This is a genomic window from Sphaerospermopsis sp. FACHB-1194 (assembly GCF_014696235.1).
Taxonomy (GTDB): Bacteria; Cyanobacteriota; Cyanobacteriia; order Cyanobacteriales; family Nostocaceae; genus Sphaerospermopsis; species Sphaerospermopsis kisseleviana.
In genome coordinates this window covers 1-23,682 of the sequence record NZ_JACJPU010000042.1, presented here as the reverse complement: position 1 = coordinate 23,682, position 23,682 = coordinate 1, and the positions used below count along the sequence as shown (strand labels likewise).

Below are 23,682 nucleotides of genomic sequence, written 5' to 3'. Positions count from 1 at the left end.
TTATAATATGTTGAATAGACAACATATATTAGACAACCATTCAAGTATGGGAGCTATCTATGTTGTTACAAGAACTTAAAGAGCAGATATTTAAACTACCATCAAGCGATCGCAAAAGATCAATAATTGTTTATTCACTATCAGGAAATGGATAGCTACATTAGAGTAAAGTGACCCAAAATATTAGCAAAAATATAGTTTTATTTAATATTAGGAGAAGTAAATGGAAGGTAAAAGATTTATTCATAAAATCAAATTACAAAACTTTCTTTCCTATGGAAGTATGGGGGAAGAAATAGAACTACAACCGCTAAATGTGTTAATTGGACCCAATGCTTCTGGTAAATCTAATTTTATTGAAGCTTTTGGTATTTTAAAAGCAACACCCACAGATTTACCAGCACCATTTCGTCAAGGTGGAGGTATTAATGAATTTTTATGGAAAGGTGAAAAAAGTAATTCTATAGCTAATATAGACGTTATATTAAATTATCCAGAAAGACATGAAAATAATCTACATTATAAATTAAGCATAACAGAAGTAGGACAAAGATTAGAATTAGTAGATGAAGCTATAGAAAATGCACAAGTCTATGAAGGACGACAAGATGTATATTTTTATTATCGTTATCAAAATGGTCGGCCTGTTTTAAATATTAACACAATTACAGATGATGGTAAGGAGTTTAGAAGAAATCTCCGCAGAGAAGATTTAATTTTAGATCAGTCAGTTTTATCTCAAAGAAAAGATCCTGACTTATATCCTGAACTTTCTTATCTGAGTACAGAATTTTCTCAGATAGGTTTATATCGTCATTGGCAAATTGGGAGATATTCAGAACCAAGAAATGCTCAAAAAGCTGATTTGCCTCAACATCCTTTATTGGAAGATGGTAGTAATTTAGGTTTGTTTTTAAATGATTTAAAATATAGATTAGGTAGTAGAAAAATTATTGAATATCTAGAAAAATTTTATGAAGAAGCGGAAGAATTAGATGTGAGAATATATGGCGGTACTGTACAAATATTTATTCGGGAAAAAGGGTTAATTCAACCAATTCCAGCTACTAGGTTATCTGATGGAACATTGCGATATTTGTTTTTAATGGCGTTACTTTTAGATCCTACTCCACCACCACTAATTTGTATTGAAGAACCAGAATTAGGTTTACATCCAGATATTTTACCAACAATTGCAGAATTGTTAATTGAAGCATCTCAGAGAACTCAATTAATTATCACAACTCATTCTGATGCTTTGGTTTCTGCGTTGAGTGAATATCCTGAATCTGTAGTAGTTTGTGAAAGAGATAATACAGGAACTCATTTAAGGAGACTTCAACCAGAAAAATTAAAAAAATGGTTGGAAAAATATACTCTTGGTGATCTTTGGAGAATAGGGGAAATTGGTGGAAATAGATGGTGAGTATTCATATTTATATTGAGGGTGCTGGAAATGCAAATGATGATGACGAACTTTTACCAATGCAACGTCCAGGTTTTAGAAGTAAAATTATTGCAGGTAAGGAAACTACAAGCAGTCTCCGTGAAGGATTTAGTCAACTTTTTCAAGAATTAGTTGATCTCGCTAAAGAACAAAAAATAGAGTTTAGGATAGTCATGTGCGGTTCTCGTGCAGATGCTTATGAAAATTTTAAATTGTCCTTAGAATCTAATCCTGAATCTTTCAATATTTTATTAATTGATTCCGAATCTCCAATATCTCCTGATCAAAATTCTTGGGAACATTTGAGAAATAGAAAAGAGGATCAATCCTGGATTAGAGGTGATAACCTGGATTATGATGATGATCAATGTCACTTTATGGTTCAAGCAATGGAATCTTGGTTTGTTGCTGATATTGATGCTTTAAGAAACTTCTATGGTGAAGGATTTAAAGAAGAAAAAATCACAAGAGGAATGAGAAATTACCAAAATATAGAACAGGTTTCTCCTAAAACTTTATTAGTATGGTTAGAGTCAGCAACTCGTCATTCTAAACATGGTAAATATGATAAAAAAACTCGTCGTCCACCTCACCATGCTTTAGAAATTTTAAAACGTCTTAATGCCGATATAGTTCGTCAATCTTCCCCTTATTGCGATCGCCTATTTACTAAAATCAAGGATCAGATACGGATGCGGGGCTTATTGAAAACAGATCAACCTGCCCCAACTGATGAGCAAGTAGCTGCAATGTTAGAAGAGCGAGGAGCGGAGAAGTATCTTTAATGAGAGTTTTAGTTGATACCAATATTGTCCTAGATTTTCTATTGCAACGAGAGCCATTTTCCCAAGATGCAGAACTGCTGTTTCAAGCGATTGATAGTGGTCAAGTTGTTGGCTATGTGACAGCAACAACGCTAACGGATATTTTCTATATTTCTCGCAAACATACTCTCAGCATTGAGCAAGCACGGCAAGCAGTATTGGGTTTGAATAACAAAAATATAGTCAAATATAGTTATTTATCTACATCAGTCATGTGAGGTGGGAATGATTGATAAAGGTGATCGCCTAACGCCTTAAATCGCCAATATAAGTCCCAATTTGTTTAAGTCCCTGCAAAACTTGTATACGTTCTGATGTATTTTCAAGTAACCGATAAGTATGCGATCGCGTATATTGAGGGGCATCTTGGCTGCGATCGCATTTCAAAAACAATACTTCTCTGCCATTTGTCACCATTCCATAACAACTTGACTGCAAATTAGGAGCGCTCAACAAGTAGGTGAGTGCTTGAGGAATTCCTGCGGTAACGTCTAGCCTTGCAGGTTTTGATTCGATTACCAAAATCCAAAAACTATCTTGGATTACCAAAATATCAATTCTGCCTTGAACCACCATAGCATTAGCTTCGTCAGCAACTTCGATATTGGTGCTTACTTCTGCTTTTACCAAAAAAGGAGATTGATAGAAACCAGCCAAATCTAGCAATGGCGATACCACGACAAGCTTAACAATTTCTTCGAGTGGTGCTTCCTCTTGACTGAGATAGGTATAGTTACGAGTGAGGCGATCTAGTCCTTGTAGTTCCGCTTCGGTTAGAGTCGGCGCATTATTTAACCATTCATCAAAAAAGCGATCGCTAGAATTGAGTCTCAAGCCAAAGGTTTGACGGAGATTGCTAAGGGTAAGGCTACTAGCATTTGTAATCACAGTTAAATCCTTGTAGCAATTACATGAATTTTAGAAGTTTAGGAATTTTATCTAGGTTCTAATACTTAATATACGATACATACGAAGAAAAGAGCGATCGCGTTCGCAAAGCGTCTCGGAGGGAACTATCGCTCTGCGGGAATCGCCAATCTATAATTATTAAGTGATCGCTGTATAAGAAATCATTAGAGTAAATAATATTGTGATATTTTGGTGTTGAGTTGGGGTGATCGCTTGCCGCAGGGTGTTATACGGAAAAATTCTGTATAATACTAATAACGACAGGTAATATCAGTAACAAACAAATTGAACAGCTTTTTCTACAAAATATTACTCAAATAATCGAATTGTTTTTGACCTATGATTTTTTAGAAATGACCAGAGATATTTTGATTATTCATTAGTGCGAGTTCACCATTTATGGAAATACTACAAATTAACTCCCTTTTCTGCTAATAACTGTCTTAATTTAGCTAATTCTGCTTCGGCTAAATCTGCACGCTGCTTTTCCTGTTCAGCACGTTGCTTTTCTTGTTCTACAGGTGTAGGCAACCAATTATTATCTCGATCATACCAACGTAGCCACGATCTAGTTAATCCTTGATATTCTCCATGCCATAATCCTAAACCCAATTCTGCTTCTTCTAACCATACCCCTAGTCCATTTATTGACAAAGGCTGATAACGACTCATTACCAACCCAAAACAATTAAACTCATCTGTATAACGGTTATAAACAAAATAATAGGGGATTCTCAGGATTTGTTCATAAACTGACCATTTATTAGGCGGTTGATTAACTTCCCTTAAACTTCTACCTAAATCTTCCGCTTCCGTACCTGGTGAGATCAATTCTATAGCCACAAAAGGATTTACTCCCTCCTGCCAAGTAACGTAACTTAATCTGAGTTCTGTTTGTTGATAAAATCGAGACACCCCCAACACCGCAAACCAATCAGGGCGTTTATACCATTGGGGATGGAGAGGATCATAATATAAGTTTAAATCACTGCCTGTAAATATATTATCTTCAGTATAGGTAGGTGGGCGAAACGTAAGGCGTAATAATTCAGGTTGTAATAGGTGAAATTCATCCGGCAATCCCCGTTCCTCCTGATTTTCACTGGGTAAATCATACATTGTAGGCAATGCTTCTTGAGGAGATAATGGTGGATCTATTTGATACATGATTGATTAGCTCCCTGCGTTAGCGTCGCTGATTGAGGATAATCTTCGCAATTTGAGCATTTAAACTTATTATAACCACCTAGCTTAACATAGACGTGACTACAGGAGGATACTGTTGCTCTGGGTATGACTGTCTGAAAAAATCTCATTTGATGAAGCAATAAGCTGTTACACAGCTAAATTGTATAATCCTAATATTCTGAACTTTTGTGGAACAGGCATCTTGCCTGTTCCACTTATACAAATTAAATGCACAACAGCTTACCTATGCCAATTTTCCAAATATAGGTCTGAAACCCAATGAAATCGTGACGATATCAATAGGGTTTCAGCGTTTTGGCTAAGGTAAGGTATTGATGAAGTAGATATATTTTTGGATGGGGCAAACGTGGAAAGATTAGCTAGAATGATTAAACAACAAGCCCAACAGGCATAGTTTATTGTTGTCAGTTTGCGCCTTCCGATGATAAAATCAGCCGAACGTACAATTGAACGTACAATTGGCGTAACTCAACCTCAAGGTGATAAGCAAAAGGCAAAAGGCAAGAGTAGAATAATATTCTGACCAATTACCCATGACCAATTACCCATGACCAATTACCCATGACCAATCACCAATTACCTTGATTTTCTGTTAAAAATAGTTTATATACAAACCGGATTACAGATTGCCTACGGCACGCTAAGATAACAGGACGACCTATAGAATGACCTCCGAACAAATAATTAGACGTTCCGATATATTAAACACCCAAGTAATTACCCGCGATAATGGCAAAAGGCTCGGTATCGTGAGTCAACTTTGGGTAGACATTGATCAAAGAGAGGTTGTGGCGCTTGGGTTGCGAGACAGCCTGATCTCTATCTCTGGACTGCCTCGCCAAATGTATCTTAGCAGTATCAACCAAATCGGTGATGTGATCTTGGTTGATAACGAAGATGTGATCGAAGATGTTGAGGTGGAAGCTCTCAGTAACTTGATGAACTGGGAAGTGATCACTGAAACAGGGGAAGTATTAGGCAGAGTTAGGGGCTTTAAATTCAATGGCGAAAGTGGTAAAATTTACTCTATCGTCATCGCCTCCTTGGGAGTACCCCAAATACCTGACCAGTTTTTGAGTACCTACGAAATATCCATAGATGAAGTTGTCAGCACTGGACCGAGTAGACTAATTGTATTTGAAGGTGCGGAAGAACGGGTAAACCAGTTAACAGTCGGTGTTTTAGAACGGTTGGGTATTGGTAGAGCGCCTTGGGAAAGAGATGCAGAAGAAGAATATGGTTATTCTGCACCCCGCGCAGTTTCTCCAGCAAACCAGTTACCTAGCGGAGTACCATTAGAACCACCCCGGCCAAAAGTTCGCACTCCTGAACCTGTAGCACGGGAAGAGGAAGAATGGACGGAAGATTATATAGAAGAAGAACGTCCACAACGTCGGGTAATGGAAGCCCGCGCTTACGAATCCATACGCTACGAAGAGGAAGAGGAAGATAACTGGAGTGAAGCAACGAGTAGCGATAGATATCAAGCACCAGCACCTAAAAAACCAGCACCTCAACCCTACAGCAAAACCTACGCTGATGAATATGATGATTATGATGATGTAGAAGGTGATGCTTGGGATGATGCACCCAAACCCGTGAATATTCCTAAGAAGGTGAAGGAAAGACAGGTGGAATACGAAGAAGAAGGCGGATATTAAGTTTTGTAAATCTAGATCCCCGATTTAGTCAATAAGTCGGGGATTTGTTTCAGTGTCAACCCAACCGCGAAACCGGACGGGCTAGAAGCCCATCCCACAATATTATTACTTGTTATCTTTGTTCTGATCACCCTTGTTCTCTTCCTGATGATCTTCCTTGTTTTGAGATTTGAGAACTTGTACAAAGTCAGCTACAGCGTGGATAACCGTTGATATACATTCACCCAGATATTTCAATTCTTGTGGGTCAGATTTCCATACCTTGATTACCCCTCCTATTGCTACTATTACTATAGCTGTAGCAAAACCCCAGGCTACTGGACTATGAGGATGCTCAGACACAACTTTGTAAATGTCTCCTGGTTGCTGGGTTGCTACTTCAATAATGTGATCAGATTTGGTTTCTAAGGGAGTAGAAAATGGTAAGTTATTTACAACTAAATGGTTTTCTTGATTATTGAGTAAGGACATTTAGGAACTCCTGTGATTTGTTTTTGTTGTTCCCAAACTATCAAGTGCTTTCGGTGCAATTAAGCACAGTTGAGTTCAGTTAACTAAATGACATCTAATTTACATATCTAGTTACCTCAAACTCTTGTGGGGTGGTCATCTTGCCCGCCCTATTTATAAAAATTAAATTTTCAACTACACCTTAAATGACCTTAAATGATCTGTCAATCAAGATGTTATTTAAAGCTATAATCAACTCAATATATTAATCACAGATATTAATTTTTAAATATGAGTCCAAAACGCAACCGTGATACTGTTCGAGTCAATGAGGAGGGGAAAAAGCAGCTTATACAGGCTAAGGCTAGTAAAACAAACCATGAAGGTAAACTTTGGACATACCCAGATATTGCTACAGCATCTAATGTTTCAGAAGCCACGGTAAAACGGTTTTTTGCTAGAAAGGATGTTGATAGACCATACGCTGAAGCCATAGCTAAAGCTTTAAACTTAAACCTAGATGATTTAATTGACACCACACCCCCGGAAGATACTCCCCCAGTTCCACCAGAAAAAAAACGAGACAGTTCCATAAACTGGCCAGATATCTGCCGTGGAATGTTGCCAAAGCAAGCAACCAGCAATCAACTGTTGCACCAAGATGAAGACACGAAAAAAAAACGAGAACAGATTTATGTACCCTTAGCATTGGTGCAGCGTAAGCAAGTAGAAAAACGAGATAAAGGTGACTTTCCACCAGACGCAGGAACACAGTTATATGAACCAAACTATGAACAAGAACAAAAATTTGAACATGGGGCTTTTTTAAGTCAAATTTTAGAAAAGGGAGAAGGTAAAACCAAAGGAAGACAAGTAGCATTAATAGGTGAACCAGGTGCTGGGAAAACCACGCTGCTACAAACTATTGCATTTTGGATTTTAGATCAAAATTTAGGTTTACCAATTTGGATTTCTTTGGCAGATTTGGGACGAAATGGTAATGAAATAAATTTACAACAATATATTTGTGAAATTTGGTTAAAACAGGCTGTTTCAGCTACAGAATTGACTCCTGAAACACAAGCAGATTTCCAGCAGCAAATGGCACAGGGACGGGTGTGGTTGCTGTTGGATGGTGCTGATGAAATGTCTGTGGGGACTCAGTTTCACCAACCTTTAGAAACTATCGCCCAGCAGTTAAAAGGATCGATACAGCAGACAACGCGGGTGGTGTTAACTTGTCGGTTGAATGTGTGGCAAGCTGATGTTAATGCACTATCGGATTTTGAAACCTATCGCTTACTTGATTTTGATTATCCCTCACAAGTGCATCAGTTTATTAATAATTGGTTTGGCAATAAAGAAGAAAGTGAAAAAGGCGAAAGGTTAAAAAAAGAATTAGGTAAAACAGAAAAAGCACGGTTGCAAGATTTGATTCAAAATCCTTTGCGGTTGACGCTGTTGTGTAGTATTTGGCAACGGGAAGAAGGAAATTTACCAGAAACCAAAGCGGGACTATATCAACAGTTTGTCAATTATATTTATAACTGGAAAATCAATCAATTTCCTACTAAAAAACAACAACAACGAGAATTAAATACAGGTTTAGGTAAATTAGCACGACGAGATATAGATGCGGGTGGTTCGCGGTTTCGCTTGCGTGAGGATTTTATTATTAAAGAATTGGGAGATCCTGATGATGAAAATTCCCTGTTTTATCCGGCTTTAAAACTGGGTTGGTTAAATCATGTGGGTATAGCCGCAGAATCACCAACTCAAAAGGTTTATGCTTTTTATCATGCTACCTTTGAGGAATATTTTGCAGCTTTAGCTGTTGATAATTGGACATATTTTTTCCATCATAATGCTGAAAATCCCAGTCAAGGTACATATCGGATTTTTCAACCCCAGTGGAAAGAAGTAATTTTATTGTGGTTGGGAAGAGATGATGTAAATGAGGAACAAAAAGAAGCATTTATTCAAGCTTTATGCAGTTTTCAGGATGGATGTGGTGAATTTTATCAATATCGTGCTTTCTTATTAGCTGCTGCGGGAATTGATCAATTTAAAGAATGTCAGTTATCAGATCAAATTGTAGAAAAACTTATTCGCTATGGCTTTGGTTATTTTGACAAAGATCAACAAAATTGGGTAAGATTCACTGACACATTAGCAACCGCAGCTACAAAAGTTATCCCAGAAACAAATCATCAACAAGCTATCCAGGCTTTGGTTGATTTAATCGGCAATTCTGATGATGAAGATACCAAGAGAAGGGCGGCTGATAGCTTAGGAGAAATAGGAAATGGCAATAAAGATGCTATCCAGGCTTTGGTTGATTTAATCGGCAATTCTGATGATGAAGATACCAAGATAACGGCGGCTGAAAGCTTAGGAAAAATAGGAAATGGCAATAAAGATGCTATCCAGGCTTTGGTTGATTTAATCGGCAATTCTGATGATGAATATACCAAGATAAGGGCGGCTGATAGCTTAGGAGAAATAGATAATGGCAATAAAGATGCTATCCAGGCTTTGGTTGATTTAATCCGCAATTCTGATGATGAATATACCAAGAGAAGGGCGGCTGATAGCTTAGTCAAAATAGGAAATGGCAATAAAGATGCTATCCAGGCTTTGGTTGATTTAATCCGCAATTCTGATGATGAAGATACCAAGATAAGGGCGGCTGATAGCTTAGTCAAAATAGGAAATGGCAATAAAGATGCTATCCAGGCTTTGGTTGATTTAATCCGCAATTCTGATGATGAAGATACCAAGATAAGGGCGGCTGATAGCTTAGGAGAAATAGATAATGGCAATAAAGATGCTATCCAGGCTTTGGTTGATTTAATCCGCAATTCTGATGATGAAGATACCAAGAGAAGGGCGGCTGAAAGCTTAGGAGAAATAGGAAATGGCAATGAATATGCTATCCAGGCTTTGGTTGATTTAATCGGCAATTCTGATGATGAATATACCAAGAGAAGGGCGGCTGATAGCTTAGGAGAAATAGGAAATGGCAATAAAGATGCTATCCAGGCTTTGGTTGATTTAATCGGCAATTCTGATGATAAATATACCAAGATAACGGCGGCTGATAGCTTAGTCAAAATAGATAATGGCAATAAAGATGCTATCCAGGCTTTGGTTGATTTAATCGGCAATTCTGATGATGAATATACCAAGATAAGGGCGGCTGAAAGCTTAGGAGAAATAGGAAATGGCAATAAAGATGCTATCCAGGCTTTGGTTGATTTAATCGGCAATTCTGATGATGAATATACCAAGATAAGGGCGGCTGATAGCTTAGGAGAAATAGATAATGGCAATAAAGATGCTATCCAGGCTTTGGTTGATTTAATCCGCAATTCTGATGATGAATATACCAAGAGAAGGGCGGCTGATAGCTTAGTCAAAATAGGAAATGGCAATAAAGATGCTATCCAGGCTTTGGTTGATTTAATCCGCAATTCTGATGATGAAGATACCAAGATAAGGGCGGCTGATAGCTTAGTCAAAATAGGAAATGGCAATAAAGATGCTATCCAGGCTTTGGTTGATTTAATCCGCAATTCTGATGATGAAGATACCAAGATAAGGGCGGCTGATAGCTTAGGAGAAATAGATAATGGCAATAAAGATGCTATCCAGGCTTTGGTTGATTTAATCCGCAATTCTGATGATGAAGATACCAAGAGAAGGGCGGCTGAAAGCTTAGGAGAAATAGGAAATGGCAATGAATATGCTATCCAGGCTTTGGTTGATTTAATCCGCAATTCTGATGATGAAGATACCAAGTATATGGCGGCTGAAAGCTTAGGAGAAATAGGAAATGGCAATGAATATGCTATCCAGGCTTTGGTTGATTTAATCCGCAATTCTGATGATGAAGATACCAAGTATATGGCGGCTGAAAGCTTAGGAGAAATAGGAAATGGCAATGAATATGCTATCCAGGCTTTGGTTGATTTAATCCGCAATTCTGATGATGAATATACCAAGTATATGGCGGCTGAAAGCTTAGGAGAAATAGGAAATGGCAATGAATATGCTATCCAGGCTTTGGTTGATTTAATCGGCAATTCTGATGATGAATATACCAAGTATATGGCGGCTGAAAGCTTAGGAGAAATAGGAAATGGCAATGAATATGCTATCCAGGCTTTGGTTGATTTAATCGGCAATTCTGATGATGAATATACCAAGTATATGGCGGCTGAAAGCTTAGGAGAAATAGGAAATGGCAATGAATATGCTATCCAGGCTTTGGTTGATTTAATCGGCAATTCTGATGATGAATATACCAAGTATATGGCGGCTGGAAGCTTAGGAGAAATAGGAAATGGCAATGAATATGCTATCCAGGCTTTGGTTGATTTAATCGGCAATTCTGATGATGAATATACCAAGTATATGGCGGCTGGAAGCTTAGATAAAATTACAGAAATTGAACAAATGACAATGGTAATTACCAATTTGCAGAAATATTTACCAAAAGATGTTTATGAAAGGTCTTATGATAGTTTTGACTATAACATTTATCAACTTTTCTGGAACTTTGCCCAAAATCTGAGTTATCCTAAATTTTATGCAGCTTGGCAACAAAAAATGGAAAATTAAACAAATGGGAGTTCAACGAAAATAATCTGACCCCTCTCCAAACCTCTCCCCCAGTGGGGGAGAGGCTTTAATTTCTCTTTTTCTATTAATAACAGTTATTCTTGTTCACTCTCCTTGTAGGAGAGGGTGAGAGAGAGGTTTTTCCCATACTTGGAAAATTCAAAATTAACTATGGTGTAATCACAGACTTAGCCATTTCTACCAAATCTTTCTGCTTACCTGCTTTTATGCCAATAGTGTACTGTACTCCCTTTTGTCGCCAGGTTAAGGTAGAATCAGAACAATTAGCACCACATTTAGCATCTACAAAATAAGCAGTTGTACCTTTAGCTAAAGATACCGCTTTACCAGTCAGTCTAGGGGTTTTACTATTAATAGCTTCCGCACTAATCATACCAAGACGGCACGCTGTACCTCCAGTACAATCAGGGCTAAATCCTAATAAAATATCATACTTATTTTTGTTAGCTGTTTCGATAATTGCGTAAAGTGGGTTTTCTCCTTCTAAACCAGGAATATAGTTAGGTAATAAAATTGTAATTTTCGTATTTTTCTTTAATTTGGGCAAAATTGACTTAAAAACTGGATGGGGTTGAGCAGTTTTACTATTAACCTGCTGTTTTGCTATTACCTGCGGCTGATTTTTTACCGATGCTTGAGCAACATCATGAAAATAGCTGCTACTAACTAGGATAAATAAAGCTAACAAAGCACTACTTTTTTTAAAATTGAAAATCATATTCACACACCTGGGTCATTAACAAGAATATTACAAATATAACACGCAGAAACCAGGTTTCTTAACATGATTACAAATATTCTGACTCCTGACTCCTGACATTCTTTAAAAATTTAAAATATCTAAGGATTCTTCAATTTCTAAATCTAAAATCATTGCTTGAGTATCTTTATGTTCTTCTATTTTTCCATTTTGCCAATACAAATCCGCTGCTTTCTGGAAATCCTCAATTGCTCCCTGTTTATCTCCTATAATTAATCTGGCATTTCCTCGATGATAATAAGCATCTGTATAATTAGGTTTAATTTTGATCACTTTACTAAAATCATTGATTGCTGCTTCATAGTTGCCTAAATCAAAATGAGCATTACCACGATCATAATAAATATCTTGATCATTAGCATTTATCTTAATTGCCTGATTATAATCTTCAATTGCTCCTTCATACTCCCCTAATTCATAACGAATATTACCTCGATGTTTATAATCAATAATATCATCATTATTGTCAAGAAAATCATCCTGTGATTCAATTTCTTTGATTATTTTTTTCTGTTCATAGAAAATCTGCGGATTTTGTGAATCTATATGATCATTATCTATAGCAGTGGGGAAATTTTCTAAATAAGATAATAAACCTCCACCGTATAATAATTGATGGATACCAAAGGAAATTTTACCAGTTTTTAATTTAATCATTGTTGTAGGTAAAAATCCTGCTAAAAATAAATGATATTCTGATTGTGCTTCATTAACTTCTTGTTTAATTAAAATACAAACAATAACTGTATTTTTTTCAACTTCCTCTGTGCTCACTGACCATCTTACCTGCTCAATTGTACCATGACGAGATTTAACTTGTATACGAATTTCCGGATTTTTAGTTAGTGTAAAATCATGTCTTCCATCTCCTCCCATGCGTTTTTCATAATCAACTTCTGTAATTAAATCTGCTAAACGTTCTTTAACAACTTCTTCACCTAATTTACCTTTAAGATTACTAATAAAAACGTTACGAACTGGGGAAGTACGTTTATATTTTTCGGCCATTAACCAGCAAAAATTTCTTAATGTTTTTAATCTTTCTCCTGAAATAATAGTTAATTCACTATGATTTCCTGGTGTTTCACAGTGCAGTAAACAACCAGAATTTAATCTTTTAATAAAATCAGATTGTAGCGATCGCAATAAAGTAATCCAATCCATTTATCATTGGTAATTGGTAATTGGTAATTGGTAATTGGTAATTGGTAATTGCGTTATTTATCTTTTTCCCAATCACCAGTCACCAGTCACCTACTTCCTAAAATGTTACCTGTTCACCAGGTTTAGCTGCAATAACTCGCGTAGCTAAATTGTTTTTTTCTAATAATCCCTGAAATTCTTCAACACTTCCCTTTGCTTGCAAAAAGTTGTTTAATACACCCTCAAATTGAACATCTCCACCAGCAGCAGTAGGAAGAATAATTCGCGGTTGTAACCATTTAGCAACTTCTAAAGCACTATTCATTCCTTTAATTATTGGTAGTCCCAAAGGTAAACTTAAATCAATAATTGGTGTAATTACCACATCTACTGGTGCAAACTGCTGGAGTTGTGTTGAGTGATTTCCATGCGGTTCGTAATACAATTTTCCACCACTTGCTAACTCTGTGATCAGATAACCATTTTCTAACAAAGTTGGTCCAATTTGAGAACCGGGAAAAGCTTTAATTTCTACTTGATTATTTAAAGTGAAAATCTCACCATGATCAAGAGTGGTTATATTTTTATAACCCAATTCTTTTACTACTTTAGTTGCATTGGGAGACGCGACAACTTGAATATTCTTGTCCAATTTTCTCAAAGTGGGGGGATGTGCATGATCCTCCAAACCTTGAGACAACAAAATCAAATCTATATTTTCTGGTATTTGTCGATCTTGCGTTCGAGAACCTTTAAATAACCAATCTAAATTATTAAAGGTTAATGAGTCCACCAACCAAGGATCTAAAAGTATCCGCTGTCCACCAATTTCCATTAACCAACTATTGCTGTCTAACCAAGTGAAATACATAACTTTGAAGGTAGTAAGAGTAGTGCTGATTTTTATTATTAATTATAATATTAATTATAATATTAATTATAATATTAATTATAATATTTGTTATAATATTTATTATAATATTTATGATAGTTTTACGAACTGATCACGCTGATTTTAAACACGAATACACAGCTTGTTAATTACGAATTATCAATTGTCAATTATCAATTGTCAATTGTCAATTATCCTTCGCTCCTAATATTTGTAATAGTTTTTCCACATTATCTATATCTCCTACTATACGCCGAATTGGATGAGGCCAAACCTTAACGAGTGTAGGAGTTGCCGAAACCTGATCAATTTCTGCTTGCTCTGGATGTGTTAAAACATCAATTACCTTGAGGGTGTAAGGATAACCAAGCGATCGCTCTAATAAATCGTGTAAATTTTCTAAAATGCGCTCAGTATTCATACTATGTCCAGCCACAAATAAACGCAATACATAACCTTGACCATTCAATTTTCCCTGTTGTGGATGTAAATGATTTTGCTGATATCGGGATGGTATATCTGCACGATCTAAACGCACAATTAAATCATGATCTTCCCAGAGTTGGGGAAAAGAAGAACGATAAGTAGCTAACACCATGCGATCGCACAAACCCTCTTGCCAAGGTGCTGTTTGCCACACTATATCCCCCGTCCCAAAAATTGCCCTTAGCACCGACTGATGACGCATCACCGCCGGATAAGCTTCCGCAAAAGTCTGTACTTGTTGTGTCCGTGGATTTAACCAATGATCAATAGTAGCCGTATAACAAGGTACTAAAAAATGCGGCGGCTCTGATAAATCCAGAATTTCCTGCAAAGCCCCACACAGATGTAAATGCCATCGACCTTGCTTACTAGGGTCAATACAGTAAATTAAATCTCCCCCTGGTGTAAAAAGAGCAATACCTTTAAACAACTGGGGTGGAGATAGTTTGTCTGTGGTTAGCTTGGTCATTATGCTTTTGGGGACTGGGGACTGGGGACTGGGGACTGGTGACTGGGGACTGGTGACTGGGTAATCAATTTTATGTTTCCCAATCAACTGTCAACTATCATCCGTTTCTGGATAGTTCGTTACTTGAATTTCTCCTCGGTTACGGAAACGGGGTATTTCACCTATCCCCAAGTGAACGTCAGAATATCCTTGATCAAAAGCTTCTTGCACAATTTGAGCTAGGGTCAGTCCCGCAGGTGGTTTAGAAGTTGCCGGAACTGTTGCCCTTGGTGCTGCCATTGGTGGTGGTGCATTGCCAGCTGGTGAACCTACTCTGGGATTCTGCAACATTTGTGTATTATTACGTTGTGTCATAGATGTTGCTACCGGTGGCGCTGGTGGTGCTGGTGGTTTGGGTGGTAGATTGCGAGATGGTAATTCTGTCATATATCTTCATCAATATAACCTGGTTTTACACAGGTTAACCTTCAGTATTAAAACATAAATATTTCTGTAATGCTACGCAATTTTTCTACCTTAAATTACAAATACTTAATTTTTCTACCCCCAGATGAGAAATTTGTCAGCTATGGAAGGCAGCAGGGAAGAGGATTTGCGGCAACTTTACCTTTAGTTACATAGGGTTTGCTGAATAAACCTAAAACCTTGATATATCAAAGGTTAGAGGCTGATAAACACAGAAATTAGTGCAAGGGTTTTGAAGGGTATACCGGAAAAAGTGTGCATTTTTTGGGATTTCAAGAGATGGCAAAGAAATTTTCAAATCTTCTCCTGACTCCTGACTCCTGACTCCTGACTCCTATGCCCTCACGGAAAGACTTTCTCAGCAACCCCTACATACTTCGGTTTTTTACGCCTTTCTACTTAGGACTTAGGCAAGATTGGACTAAAAACCTGATTCTTACGTAGGGGTAATTCATGATTACCCCTGCTTTCGTTTTGTTTTGCATCAGTCCTGCATAACTTTTTCAGCCCAGTCTCTTGAATTATGAGAAGCAATCCTAATTTTGATAAGAAATGTTAAGTAAAGCAGGTCATTAATTTCGGAGATCATGATTGGACTATTCTCTCCACAAGGTTATATTCCTCAAGATATATGCTCAAGCAAGACTGACTACACAAAGGGGCATTTGAGGAGATATCCATAATTACAAAAAATAAACTGTAAAGTTTAGTAAAGAAATGCTCATCTTTTCCATAAGTTTCTATATACTGGATTTCACTGAATCAAAACAGTTAACTCGTCAACAGCGAGGCACAACTGAAATTCAAATTTAAACTTTGCTGTGTATTTGGGAGGAAAAGTCATGGTTTCGGCTCAAAGCTCTAATCAAGGGAAGACCTACTCCTTGTTAATGATTAAAAGCTTTTTAATCTGGACTTTCACATTGGCAGTATGTTTGTTGGTTGTCGGTTTTCCATTAGTTGTAGTAATGGCTACGGTCGGATGCCTGTTGTCGATAGTCCTACAATCTGTAATGCCTGTCAGTGCTGTGTTGCTGGTAGCAGGTGGTTTAATCATGTTCAATGTTTTGACAGTTTTGATCGTGGCTGGTGTACTAACTGCTAAAGGCATTCATCCCAAGGAAGTTAAATGGTTAAGCTGGCTACATGGTGAAGCAGAAAAAGTGCAAACCACGGTTTATGCTGCTTGTCCTTTAACTTGCGAACTCAAATAAATAACATTGCTAAATTCGACAAACAGTGCATCTGCCCGGTTAAGCCGGGTTTTTTCATGTTTGAGGGAACAGGTGATTGGTGACTGGGGACTGGTGATTGGGGACTGGTGACTGGGGACTGGGGACTGGTGACTGGTGACTGGTGACTGGTGACTGGGGACTGGTGACTGGTGACTGGGGATTGGTGATTGGGTAAAAATAACTAATAACTAATAACTAATAACTAATAACTAATAACTAATGACAAAAGTCTCATGTCTAATGTCTAATATCTAATGACTAATGACTTATGACTAATAACTAATGACTAAAAAAATTGGCATTATTTTAGGTACTCGTCCTGAAGCGATTAAACTAGCACCAGTAATTCAGGTTTTCCAAAGTTCTCCAGATGTGAAAGTACAGGTTATTCTTACAGGACAGCATCGGGAGATGGTTGCACAGGTGATGCAGCTATTCAACCTCAAGGAAGATCATAATTTAGAGATTATGCAGCCTAAACAATCTCTCAATGATATTACCTGTAGGAGTTTGCAAGGTTTAGAAGCTTTATTTAAAGAACTAAATTTAGATTTAGTTATAGTCCAAGGAGATACAACAACTGCTTTTGCAGCTGCTTTGGCAGCTTTTTATCAAAAAATCCCCGTGGGTCATGTGGAAGCGGGGTTAAGAACTGATGATTTATTTAATCCTTATCCAGAAGAAGCAAATAGAAGGTTAATTTCCCAAATTACTCAATTACATTTTGCCCCTACTTCCTTAGCTGTGGAAAACTTGCAAGCTTCAGGAGTTTTAGGAGAAATTCACTTAACGGGTAATACAGTAATTGATGCGTTATTGAATGTGGCTGCAACCAACCCAGCTTGTGAGATACCAGGTTTAAACTGGGGTGAATATCGGACAATTTTGGCTACAGTGCATCGTCGGGAAAATTGGGGTGAACCACTACAAGCGATCGCCCAATCATTTTTACAGATTTTAGACAAATTTCCTGATACCGCTTTATTACTGCCTTTACACAAAAACCCCACTGTGAGAGAACCCTTACAGCAATTATTGGGTAAACATCCCCGGATCTTTTTGACAGAACCATTAGATTATGGTGAATTAGTAGGAGCAATAGGGCGATCGCACCTTTTATTAACAGACTCCGGTGGTTTACAAGAAGAAGCTCCCAGTCTTGGTAAACCCGTGTTAGTTCTCAGAGACACCACAGAAAGACCAGAAGCTGTCACCGCAGGGACAGCTAAACTGGTGGGAACGGAAACTGAAAGTATTGTTACTGCTGCTAGTGAGTTACTGAGTAACCCAGAAGCCTATACAGCAATGGCTAATGCTATTAACCCCTTTGGTGACGGCCATGCAGCAGAACGCATTTTGCAAATTGTGAAAAATTATTTGAGAATTAGTAATTGGTAATGGGTAATTGGTAATTGGTAATTGGGTAAATTATCAATTATCAATTATCAATTATCAATTATCAATTGATACCCAAAGCCCTGCGAGTAGTAGGACCAACTATACCATCTACAAGCAAACCATTTCGGCGTTGAAAATTGCGAACTGCACTAGCAGTGCTAGATCCATAAACACCATCAACTCTGATCCCTAAAGCTCTTTGCACAGTTCTCACACGCTCACCTCTAGCACCTGGTCTTAATAATACTCGACCACCAACACCAACCCCAGAATGACGACGATATCTACCAGGAGTAGTACCTAGCCATCTTTCCGCAACATAATATCCTTGGTAACGTCCAGAAGTAATTTGAGCAAAACCATTTCTCACATTACCAGTATTGCCAATATTTGTACCATTAGGTACACAAGCTACAGATGAGTTAGCGGTGCTAGGACCCCTACGGATAAATAAACAACTACCATTAGTTCTGACATATTCGGCGGAAGCTTGCTGAAGGGGAGCAAGGGAAGCAACAAAAATACTCACACCAGCTAACGCTAACCAAGCAGAAGACTTGAGTAATTTTTGCCAATTAAACTGCAATTTGGGCAAATTCAATTCTAAATTAACCGGAGTCTCTTCATTAGCCATGTACATATAGGAATAAGCCATATATTCCATGATTTTCTGCTCCTTTATGTAAATAATTGGGATATTGCAAAAAATGACTTTGCTTTTTTCTAGATTTAATCTAGATGTATTTTATACTCCTAATTTAGCAGAGTTGTTAATACCTTATTCCGGCCTTTCAACTGTCACAGTACCGTATTTTTAAGTAATCATCACATACTGAACTAAACAGTATTTTTAATTGCTAGTTAATTAGGGGTTGCTGAGAAAGTCTTTCCGTGAGGGCATAGGAGTCAGGAGTCAGGAGTCAGGAGTCAGGAGGAGATTTGAAAATTTCTTTGCCATCTCTTGAAATCCCAAAAAATGCACACTTTTTCCGGTATACCCTTCAAAACCCTTGCACTTTTTTCCTGATTTTCCACCTGAAACCCTTGATTTATCAAGGTTTTAAGTTTATTCAGCAAACCCTAATTACTAGCTTGCTGGAAATTATCAAAATTATCAGAACGAATTTGACTACCATTGCGCCATACTTCTACTTTTTCTGGACTAACTAAGTAAGAAAAAGAACCGTTATCTGCTCGATATTTATTTTCACCAACATTCCAAGCAAGTATCTTGACAGCTTGACTCGTATCTTGCTTTAATTGCCCAATATAAAAAAGTTGACCATTTTCGTTACAGACTTGAATACGAGCTTTTGCAGTTTCACCTGTGATCACTATAATTCCAGTACATTCGTGATTAACTTTTACGGGTGAAACATTGATGGGAACGGGTTGTGAAGGTGAAACTGGTTTATCTAAGGGTAGTTTAGCAGTGGTGGAAGATGATAAAAGTTTCAGAGGATCAATTGCTAATCGACTATTTTGATAAAATTCAAAATGCAAATGAGGCGCTGTACTGTTACCTGTTGATCCCATTTCTGCAATAATTTGTCCTTGAGTCACCGTTTGACCTTTGCTAACTAACAAACGATTATTGTGACCATAGACTGTCATAGTACCATCGGGGTGTTTAATTTCAATAAAATTACCTAATCCCCAATCATCCCAACCAGCTTTTACCACTTTACCAGATGCAGCCGCATAAATAGGAGTTCCCATAGCACCCGCAATATCAATTCCTTCATGTTGATGTTTACGGAAACCTTGGGAAATTATCCCCTGAGTCGGCCAAATTAAGTTGCTACTAGGTAAAGGAGTTTGGTTAACTGCGGAAGCTTTGACTACTGGAGGTAATGCAGAGGTAGTTGTACTAATAACAGTTGTTAAAGATATCAACCCTATCAAGATATAAGCACATAATCGAGAAATAGTATTTTTGTTCATAAAAAACTCTACTCTCAAGTTCTTTTCTAAAGTTCTTTATTTGCTGTTTCAGCATTACTCACCTAGTATCAGGAAAATTGTTACCATGCGGTATGTTTATAAGAAAATCGAGTAAGCTAAAACCACGCCCGATCAAGTATCGGAACTTGGTGGACATACTTTATCGAACCCTGATGAATGTGGATATGAATTTGGCAGATGGACATCATCAAGACTAGCGACATATCTAGGGGTTGCTGAGAAAGTCTTTCCGTGAGGGCATAGGAGTCAGGAGTCAGGAGTCAGGAGTCAGGAGAAGATTTGAAAATTTCTTTGCCATCTCTTGAAATCCCAAAAAATGCACACTTTTTCCGGTATACCCTTCAAAACCCTTGCACTAATTTCTGTGTTTATCAGCCTCTAACCTTTGATATATCAAGGTTTTAGGTTTATTCAGCAACCCCTATCTAGCAATAGAGACAGGAATAAAGTTAAGTAGTTCGCAAGTAAGGAGAATTTTAGAGAGAAAAAATTACGTTTACCTTTGGGCAAAGTACAGTCTAGAGGACAAACAAAATCCAGAGAAATGTAGATTATTTAAAGAGAAATTAGCCAAATCTTTAAGAATAACAAAATCAGCCCCAGAGCGTTTACAGGTATGGTTTTGGGACGAGAGCGCATTTAGTTTAAGAGTGATAAAAAGAAAAATATAGTAACGTATCCATCACTGAGTTGTCAAGTAATTTACAGAAACTAAATAAAACCCTTATCCCATAATAAATACTGGCATTATTCATTATTGACAAGTTTAAAAAAGAAGTCGGGGATCTAAAATCCAGATTTCATCAAAAAAATAAACCCCCGACTTCCCAAAGAAATCGAGGATTTAAGTAAAATAGCATTTACCAAGTTAGTGAGGTACAGAGTTTTTTATCTTAGGGAATTGGGAATTGAGAATTGGGAATTGGGAATTGGGAATTGAGTGAGAATAAATTAGGGTGTACCTCATGAGACTGGGAAACGCTATATTCAGTTAACAGTATTCAATTAAACAGCCGCTAATTCCTTAGTAGGAGGCTTACTGTTACGAATGTTATTGATTGCTTCTGCATAATCAGGAGCGTTAAACACAGCAGAACCCGCTACAATAGCATTAGCGCCGGCTTCCAAAACTTGCCAGGTGTTATTGGCTTTGAGTCCACCGTCAACTTCGATCCAAGGATCTAAACCGCGTTCATCACACATTTGACGCAGTTTACGAATTTTGGGAACTACGCTAGGAATAAAGCTTTGTCCACCGAAACCGGGGTTAACGCTCATAATTAGCACTAAATCACACAGTTCCAGTACGTATTCAATTAATTCTAAAGGTGTACCGGGGTTTAGCACAACACCAGCTTGTTTACCGAGTTCTTTGATTTGTCCCAAAGTCCGGTGTAAGTGAGGTGAAGCGTTATGTTCAGCGTGTACAGAAATAATATCCGCACCAGCTTTAGCAAAACCTTCTACATATTTTTCTGGTTCCACAATCATTAAATGGACATCCAGAGGTTTGGTTGTAATCGGACGAATCGCCTCCACAACCAGAGGACCAATTGTAATATTAGGTACAAAACGTCCGTCCATTACATCAACGTGAATCCAATCTGCTCCCGCTTTGTCTACAGCACGAATATCGTCACCCAGACGACTAAAATCTGCTGATAGGATAGATGGAGAGATAACTATAGGCTTTTGAGATGGGTTTTGGGTCATGGTTAGCGGGTTCTTAATCGTCCTTGTCTGTAGGCATTGTAACAAAATATGGATTTTTTGGAAATTGGTGATTGGGGATTGGTGATTGGGGACTAGTACCGCTTCGCGGAAGTCAAAAGTCAAAAGTCAAAAGTCAAAAATAATAGGTCGTAAGCTTTTTAGCGATTGAGAATGGTTGGTTTATTTACGCCGTGCTGTACTAGGGACTAATAACTAATGACTATGAAAAAATTCTGGATAATCTGCGGTTTGGCTGTTTCCTGTTTAACTGTGCCTGTATTGGCATTTGTAAAGTTGAGCAGTTCTCTGGGCAGTAATGGTATTGATGCACTTAAATTACATCAACCACCATACAATTTAACTGGGCGCAAAATTGCGATCGGTCAGGTAGAAATCGGTCGTCCTGGTATGTTTGGGTTAGATAAAGCAGTCTCTAAAAATCGCGCTATTTCTCCTGTAGCTGTGTTTTTACGCAATACACCAGCTAAATCAAATTCTGGTGTAGACCCTCATGCTTATAATGTGGCTACGGTGATGATCAGTAAAGATAAAGCTTGGACAGGAGTTGCACCAGACGCAAAATTATATTCTTCTGCGGTGGGATCTACCAGAAATATGGGTCAAGCGGAAGAGTGTTTATCCACTCAACATATAGCATTACAAAATGGTGGTGATGTTCGTGCTATTAACTTTAGTTTTGGTGAACCTTTGTACCGTGATCCTCGACCAAATGCGGTTTTAGATGGTCAAGCTTTGCTGACTTTATGTATTGACTGGTCAAGTCGGGTGCATAATGTGGTGTATGCGATCGCCGGAAATCAAGGCAAAGGTGGGATTCCCATTCCTACAGATAATTTTAACGCAATTAACGTGGCTTTTTCATCTGCTAGGGAGGGAATTTTTAATAAAGTTCATGTTTCTAATTTAGCAGGAAATAATCAAGGAGTAGGCGATCGCCTCGCAGGTAAAGAATTTAATATTGGTGGACGCAGATCCATCGGTTTAGTTGCTCCTGGTAGTAATATTCCTGTAATTAATCCCGATGGTAAATTAAACAACGCTACAGGTTCAAGTTTTGCTGCTCCTCACCTAACAGCTACCATTGCATTATTACAAGAATTTGCCGATAGACAGTTAAGAATTAAACAACCAAATTGGACTATTGATGCAAGAAATCATCAAGTTATGAAAGCTGTATTATTAAATTCAGCCGAAAAAATTCAAGACAGTGGTGATGGTTTGCGGTTGGGAATGACCAGGACTTTAGTTGATAAGCAAAATCGAGATTGGTTTATTTCCGATGCTTACAAAAATCCCAAAATTCCCTTAGATGATCAAATGGGTGCTGGACATTTAAACGCCTTTCGTGCCTATCAACAATTTATGTTTGGTCAATGGCAACCTACCACACCTGTTCCGGCTATTGGTTGGGATTATAACAAAATTAATGCTAATTCTGCCTTAGAATATAGTTTAGAAAAACCATTAAAACAAAATAGTTTTGTTGCTGTCACCTTAACTTGGGATCGATTAGTAGAATTAAATGATAAAAACCAAAATCAATTATATGATGAAGATGAAACTTTTATAGATAAAGGTTTAAATGATCTAGATTTATTTCTAGTATCAGCAGATGGACAAAAAACGGAAATTTCTACTTGTGCTTCTGTGAGTGAAATTGACAATGTAGAGCATATTTTTTGTCCTGTGCCTGCTAATGGTAAATATAAAATTCGTGTGCAGTTTCAACAACAAGTCAACGAACCAACTCAAGCTTATTCCTTAGCATGGTGGACAGTTCCCGGAAATTAGCTATTTGATAATAGTGGTTAAAATCACCTTATTATAACTAGGGGTTGCTGAGAAAGTCTTTCCGTGAGGGCATAGGAGTCAGGAGTCAGGAGTCAGGAGTCAGGAGTCAGGAGTCAGGAGTCAGGAGTCAGGAGTCAGGAGTCAGGAGTCAGGAGTCAGGAGTCAGGAGTCAGGAGTCAGGAGTCAGGAGTCAGGAGTCA

General features: G+C 37.7%; 19 protein-coding genes and 1 pseudogene. 9 read left to right on the top strand and 11 right to left on the bottom strand.

Annotated features, from left to right (window positions below; translation table 11 throughout):
* Positions 1–223: 223 nt before the first annotated feature.
* From H6F45_RS20280 to H6F45_RS20270, 3 genes are read left to right on the top strand one after another with little or no spacing between them, the layout of a single operon-like run.
* Positions 224–1,426, top strand: a complete 1,203-nt coding sequence (locus H6F45_RS20280) for an AAA family ATPase (RefSeq protein WP_190348217.1) — start codon at positions 224–226, stop codon at positions 1,424–1,426.
* Entirely contained in the window at positions 1,420–2,232 is an 813-nt protein-coding gene (locus H6F45_RS20275) for a DUF4276 family protein (protein WP_190348216.1), read from the top strand. The genes H6F45_RS20280 and H6F45_RS20275 overlap by 7 nt, the downstream gene beginning before the upstream one ends.
* Positions 2,232–2,489 (top strand): PIN domain-containing protein, encoded by a 258-nt coding sequence (locus tag H6F45_RS20270; protein ID WP_137667935.1) that lies wholly within the window; start codon positions 2,232–2,234, stop codon positions 2,487–2,489. Before H6F45_RS20275 ends, H6F45_RS20270 begins: the two co-directional genes overlap by 1 nt.
* Positions 2,490–2,517: 28 nt before the next feature.
* Here H6F45_RS20270 and H6F45_RS20265 read toward each other — a convergent pair whose 3' ends face one another.
* The gene (locus H6F45_RS20265; protein WP_096564946.1) at positions 2,518–3,159 is read right to left on the bottom strand and encodes a type I restriction enzyme HsdR N-terminal domain-containing protein; all 642 of its coding nucleotides are present in this window, start codon (positions 3,157–3,159) and stop codon (positions 2,518–2,520) included.
* Between the two features lie 429 nt (positions 3,160–3,588).
* Positions 3,589–4,347, bottom strand: a complete 759-nt coding sequence (locus tag H6F45_RS20260; RefSeq protein WP_190348215.1) for a Uma2 family endonuclease — start codon at positions 4,345–4,347, stop codon at positions 3,589–3,591.
* Between the two features lie 707 nt (positions 4,348–5,054).
* Between H6F45_RS20260 and H6F45_RS20255 the strand changes: the two genes are divergently transcribed.
* Positions 5,055–6,050, top strand: a complete 996-nt coding sequence (locus tag H6F45_RS20255; protein ID WP_190348214.1) for a PRC-barrel domain-containing protein — start codon at positions 5,055–5,057, stop codon at positions 6,048–6,050.
* Positions 6,051–6,155: 105 nt separating this feature from the next.
* On the opposite strand, the gene H6F45_RS20250 is transcribed toward H6F45_RS20255, so the two are convergent.
* Positions 6,156–6,521, bottom strand: a complete 366-nt coding sequence (locus H6F45_RS20250) for a hypothetical protein (RefSeq protein WP_096564952.1) — start codon at positions 6,519–6,521, stop codon at positions 6,156–6,158.
* Between the two features lie 270 nt (positions 6,522–6,791).
* On the opposite strand from H6F45_RS20250, the gene H6F45_RS20245 reads away from it, so the two are divergent.
* Positions 6,792–11,123, top strand: a complete 4,332-nt coding sequence (locus H6F45_RS20245; RefSeq protein WP_190348213.1) for a HEAT repeat domain-containing protein — start codon at positions 6,792–6,794, stop codon at positions 11,121–11,123.
* Positions 11,124–11,292: 169 nt separating this feature from the next.
* On the opposite strand, the gene H6F45_RS20240 is transcribed toward H6F45_RS20245, so the two are convergent.
* From H6F45_RS20240 to H6F45_RS20220, 5 genes are all read right to left on the bottom strand, one after another.
* Positions 11,293–11,862: a hypothetical protein gene (locus H6F45_RS20240; protein ID WP_190348212.1), complete on the bottom strand. Its 570-nt coding sequence runs from the start codon at positions 11,860–11,862 to the stop codon at positions 11,293–11,295.
* A gap of 105 nt (positions 11,863–11,967) precedes the next feature.
* Positions 11,968–13,068 (bottom strand): tetratricopeptide repeat protein, encoded by a 1,101-nt coding sequence (locus H6F45_RS20235; RefSeq protein WP_190348211.1) that lies wholly within the window; start codon positions 13,066–13,068, stop codon positions 11,968–11,970.
* A 97-nt stretch (positions 13,069–13,165) separates the two neighbouring features.
* A complete protein-coding gene (locus tag H6F45_RS20230) occupies positions 13,166–13,918 on the bottom strand; it encodes an MBL fold metallo-hydrolase (RefSeq protein ID WP_190348210.1) in 753 nt (250 codons plus the stop codon).
* Positions 13,919–14,126: 208 nt separating this feature from the next.
* Positions 14,127–14,894: a circadian clock KaiB family protein gene (locus H6F45_RS20225; protein ID WP_096572527.1), complete on the bottom strand. Its 768-nt coding sequence runs from the start codon at positions 14,892–14,894 to the stop codon at positions 14,127–14,129.
* Between the two features lie 90 nt (positions 14,895–14,984).
* A complete protein-coding gene (locus H6F45_RS20220; protein ID WP_190348209.1) occupies positions 14,985–15,320 on the bottom strand; it encodes a hypothetical protein in 336 nt (111 codons plus the stop codon).
* Positions 15,321–16,201: 881 nt separating this feature from the next.
* Between H6F45_RS20220 and H6F45_RS20215 the strand changes: the two genes are divergently transcribed.
* Both H6F45_RS20215 and wecB read left to right on the top strand, forming a co-directional pair.
* Positions 16,202–16,573, top strand: coding sequence for a hypothetical protein (locus H6F45_RS20215; RefSeq protein ID WP_096564960.1), 372 nt, complete (start codon positions 16,202–16,204; stop codon positions 16,571–16,573).
* A gap of 303 nt (positions 16,574–16,876) precedes the next feature.
* Positions 16,877–17,992: a UDP-N-acetylglucosamine 2-epimerase (non-hydrolyzing) gene (gene wecB, locus H6F45_RS20210; protein ID WP_096564962.1), complete on the top strand. Its 1,116-nt coding sequence runs from the start codon at positions 16,877–16,879 to the stop codon at positions 17,990–17,992.
* A gap of 61 nt (positions 17,993–18,053) precedes the next feature.
* Here wecB and H6F45_RS20205 read toward each other — a convergent pair whose 3' ends face one another.
* Complete coding sequence (locus H6F45_RS20205) at positions 18,054–18,656, bottom strand: peptidoglycan-binding domain-containing protein (RefSeq protein ID WP_190348208.1); 603 nt, start codon at positions 18,654–18,656, stop codon at positions 18,054–18,056.
* A gap of 416 nt (positions 18,657–19,072) precedes the next feature.
* On the bottom strand, positions 19,073–19,936 hold the full coding sequence (locus tag H6F45_RS20200) for a M23 family metallopeptidase (RefSeq protein WP_190348207.1): 864 nt from the start codon (positions 19,934–19,936) through the stop codon (positions 19,073–19,075).
* A 443-nt stretch (positions 19,937–20,379) separates the two neighbouring features.
* On the opposite strand from H6F45_RS20200, the pseudogene H6F45_RS20195 reads away from it, so the two are divergent.
* A pseudogene (locus tag H6F45_RS20195) lies at positions 20,380–20,586 on the top strand (winged helix-turn-helix domain-containing protein); the annotation flags it as partial.
* A 376-nt stretch (positions 20,587–20,962) separates the two neighbouring features.
* Here H6F45_RS20195 and rpe read toward each other — a convergent pair.
* Positions 20,963–21,670 carry a ribulose-phosphate 3-epimerase gene (gene rpe, locus H6F45_RS20190; protein ID WP_137668261.1) on the bottom strand — a complete coding sequence of 236 codons (708 nt, stop codon included), beginning with the start codon at positions 21,668–21,670 and terminating at the stop codon, positions 20,963–20,965.
* Positions 21,671–21,886: 216 nt separating this feature from the next.
* On the opposite strand from rpe, the gene H6F45_RS20185 reads away from it, so the two are divergent.
* The gene (locus H6F45_RS20185; protein WP_190348206.1) at positions 21,887–23,482 is read left to right on the top strand and encodes a S8 family serine peptidase; all 1,596 of its coding nucleotides are present in this window, start codon (positions 21,887–21,889) and stop codon (positions 23,480–23,482) included.
* Positions 23,483–23,682: the final 200 nt, after the last annotated feature.

Excerpts from the sequence above, each read along its gene's own strand:
- H6F45_RS20280 (WP_190348217.1), top strand. The coding sequence starts at position 224 with ATGGAAGGTAAAAGATTTATTCATAAAATCAAATTACAAAACTTTCTT.
- H6F45_RS20275 (WP_190348216.1), top strand. The coding sequence starts at position 1,420 with ATGGTGAGTATTCATATTTATATTGAGGGTGCTGGAAATGCAAATGAT.
- H6F45_RS20270 (WP_137667935.1), top strand. The coding sequence starts at position 2,232 with ATGAGAGTTTTAGTTGATACCAATATTGTCCTAGATTTTCTATTGCAA.
- H6F45_RS20260 (WP_190348215.1), bottom strand. The coding sequence starts at position 4,347 with ATGTATCAAATAGATCCACCATTATCTCCTCAAGAAGCATTGCCTACA.
- H6F45_RS20255 (WP_190348214.1), top strand. The coding sequence starts at position 5,055 with ATGACCTCCGAACAAATAATTAGACGTTCCGATATATTAAACACCCAA.
- H6F45_RS20250 (WP_096564952.1), bottom strand. The coding sequence starts at position 6,521 with ATGTCCTTACTCAATAATCAAGAAAACCATTTAGTTGTAAATAACTTA.
- H6F45_RS20245 (WP_190348213.1), top strand. The coding sequence starts at position 6,792 with ATGAGTCCAAAACGCAACCGTGATACTGTTCGAGTCAATGAGGAGGGG.
- H6F45_RS20240 (WP_190348212.1), bottom strand. The coding sequence starts at position 11,862 with ATGATTTTCAATTTTAAAAAAAGTAGTGCTTTGTTAGCTTTATTTATC.
- H6F45_RS20235 (WP_190348211.1), bottom strand. The coding sequence starts at position 13,068 with ATGGATTGGATTACTTTATTGCGATCGCTACAATCTGATTTTATTAAA.
- H6F45_RS20230 (WP_190348210.1), bottom strand. The coding sequence starts at position 13,918 with ATGTATTTCACTTGGTTAGACAGCAATAGTTGGTTAATGGAAATTGGT.
- H6F45_RS20225 (WP_096572527.1), bottom strand. The coding sequence starts at position 14,894 with ATGACCAAGCTAACCACAGACAAACTATCTCCACCCCAGTTGTTTAAA.
- H6F45_RS20220 (WP_190348209.1), bottom strand. The coding sequence starts at position 15,320 with ATGACAGAATTACCATCTCGCAATCTACCACCCAAACCACCAGCACCA.
- H6F45_RS20215 (WP_096564960.1), top strand. The coding sequence starts at position 16,202 with ATGGTTTCGGCTCAAAGCTCTAATCAAGGGAAGACCTACTCCTTGTTA.
- wecB (WP_096564962.1), top strand. The coding sequence starts at position 16,877 with ATGACTAAAAAAATTGGCATTATTTTAGGTACTCGTCCTGAAGCGATT.
- H6F45_RS20205 (WP_190348208.1), bottom strand. The coding sequence starts at position 18,656 with ATGGAATATATGGCTTATTCCTATATGTACATGGCTAATGAAGAGACT.
- H6F45_RS20200 (WP_190348207.1), bottom strand. The coding sequence starts at position 19,936 with ATGAACAAAAATACTATTTCTCGATTATGTGCTTATATCTTGATAGGG.
- rpe (WP_137668261.1), bottom strand. The coding sequence starts at position 21,670 with ATGACCCAAAACCCATCTCAAAAGCCTATAGTTATCTCTCCATCTATC.
- H6F45_RS20185 (WP_190348206.1), top strand. The coding sequence starts at position 21,887 with ATGACTATGAAAAAATTCTGGATAATCTGCGGTTTGGCTGTTTCCTGT.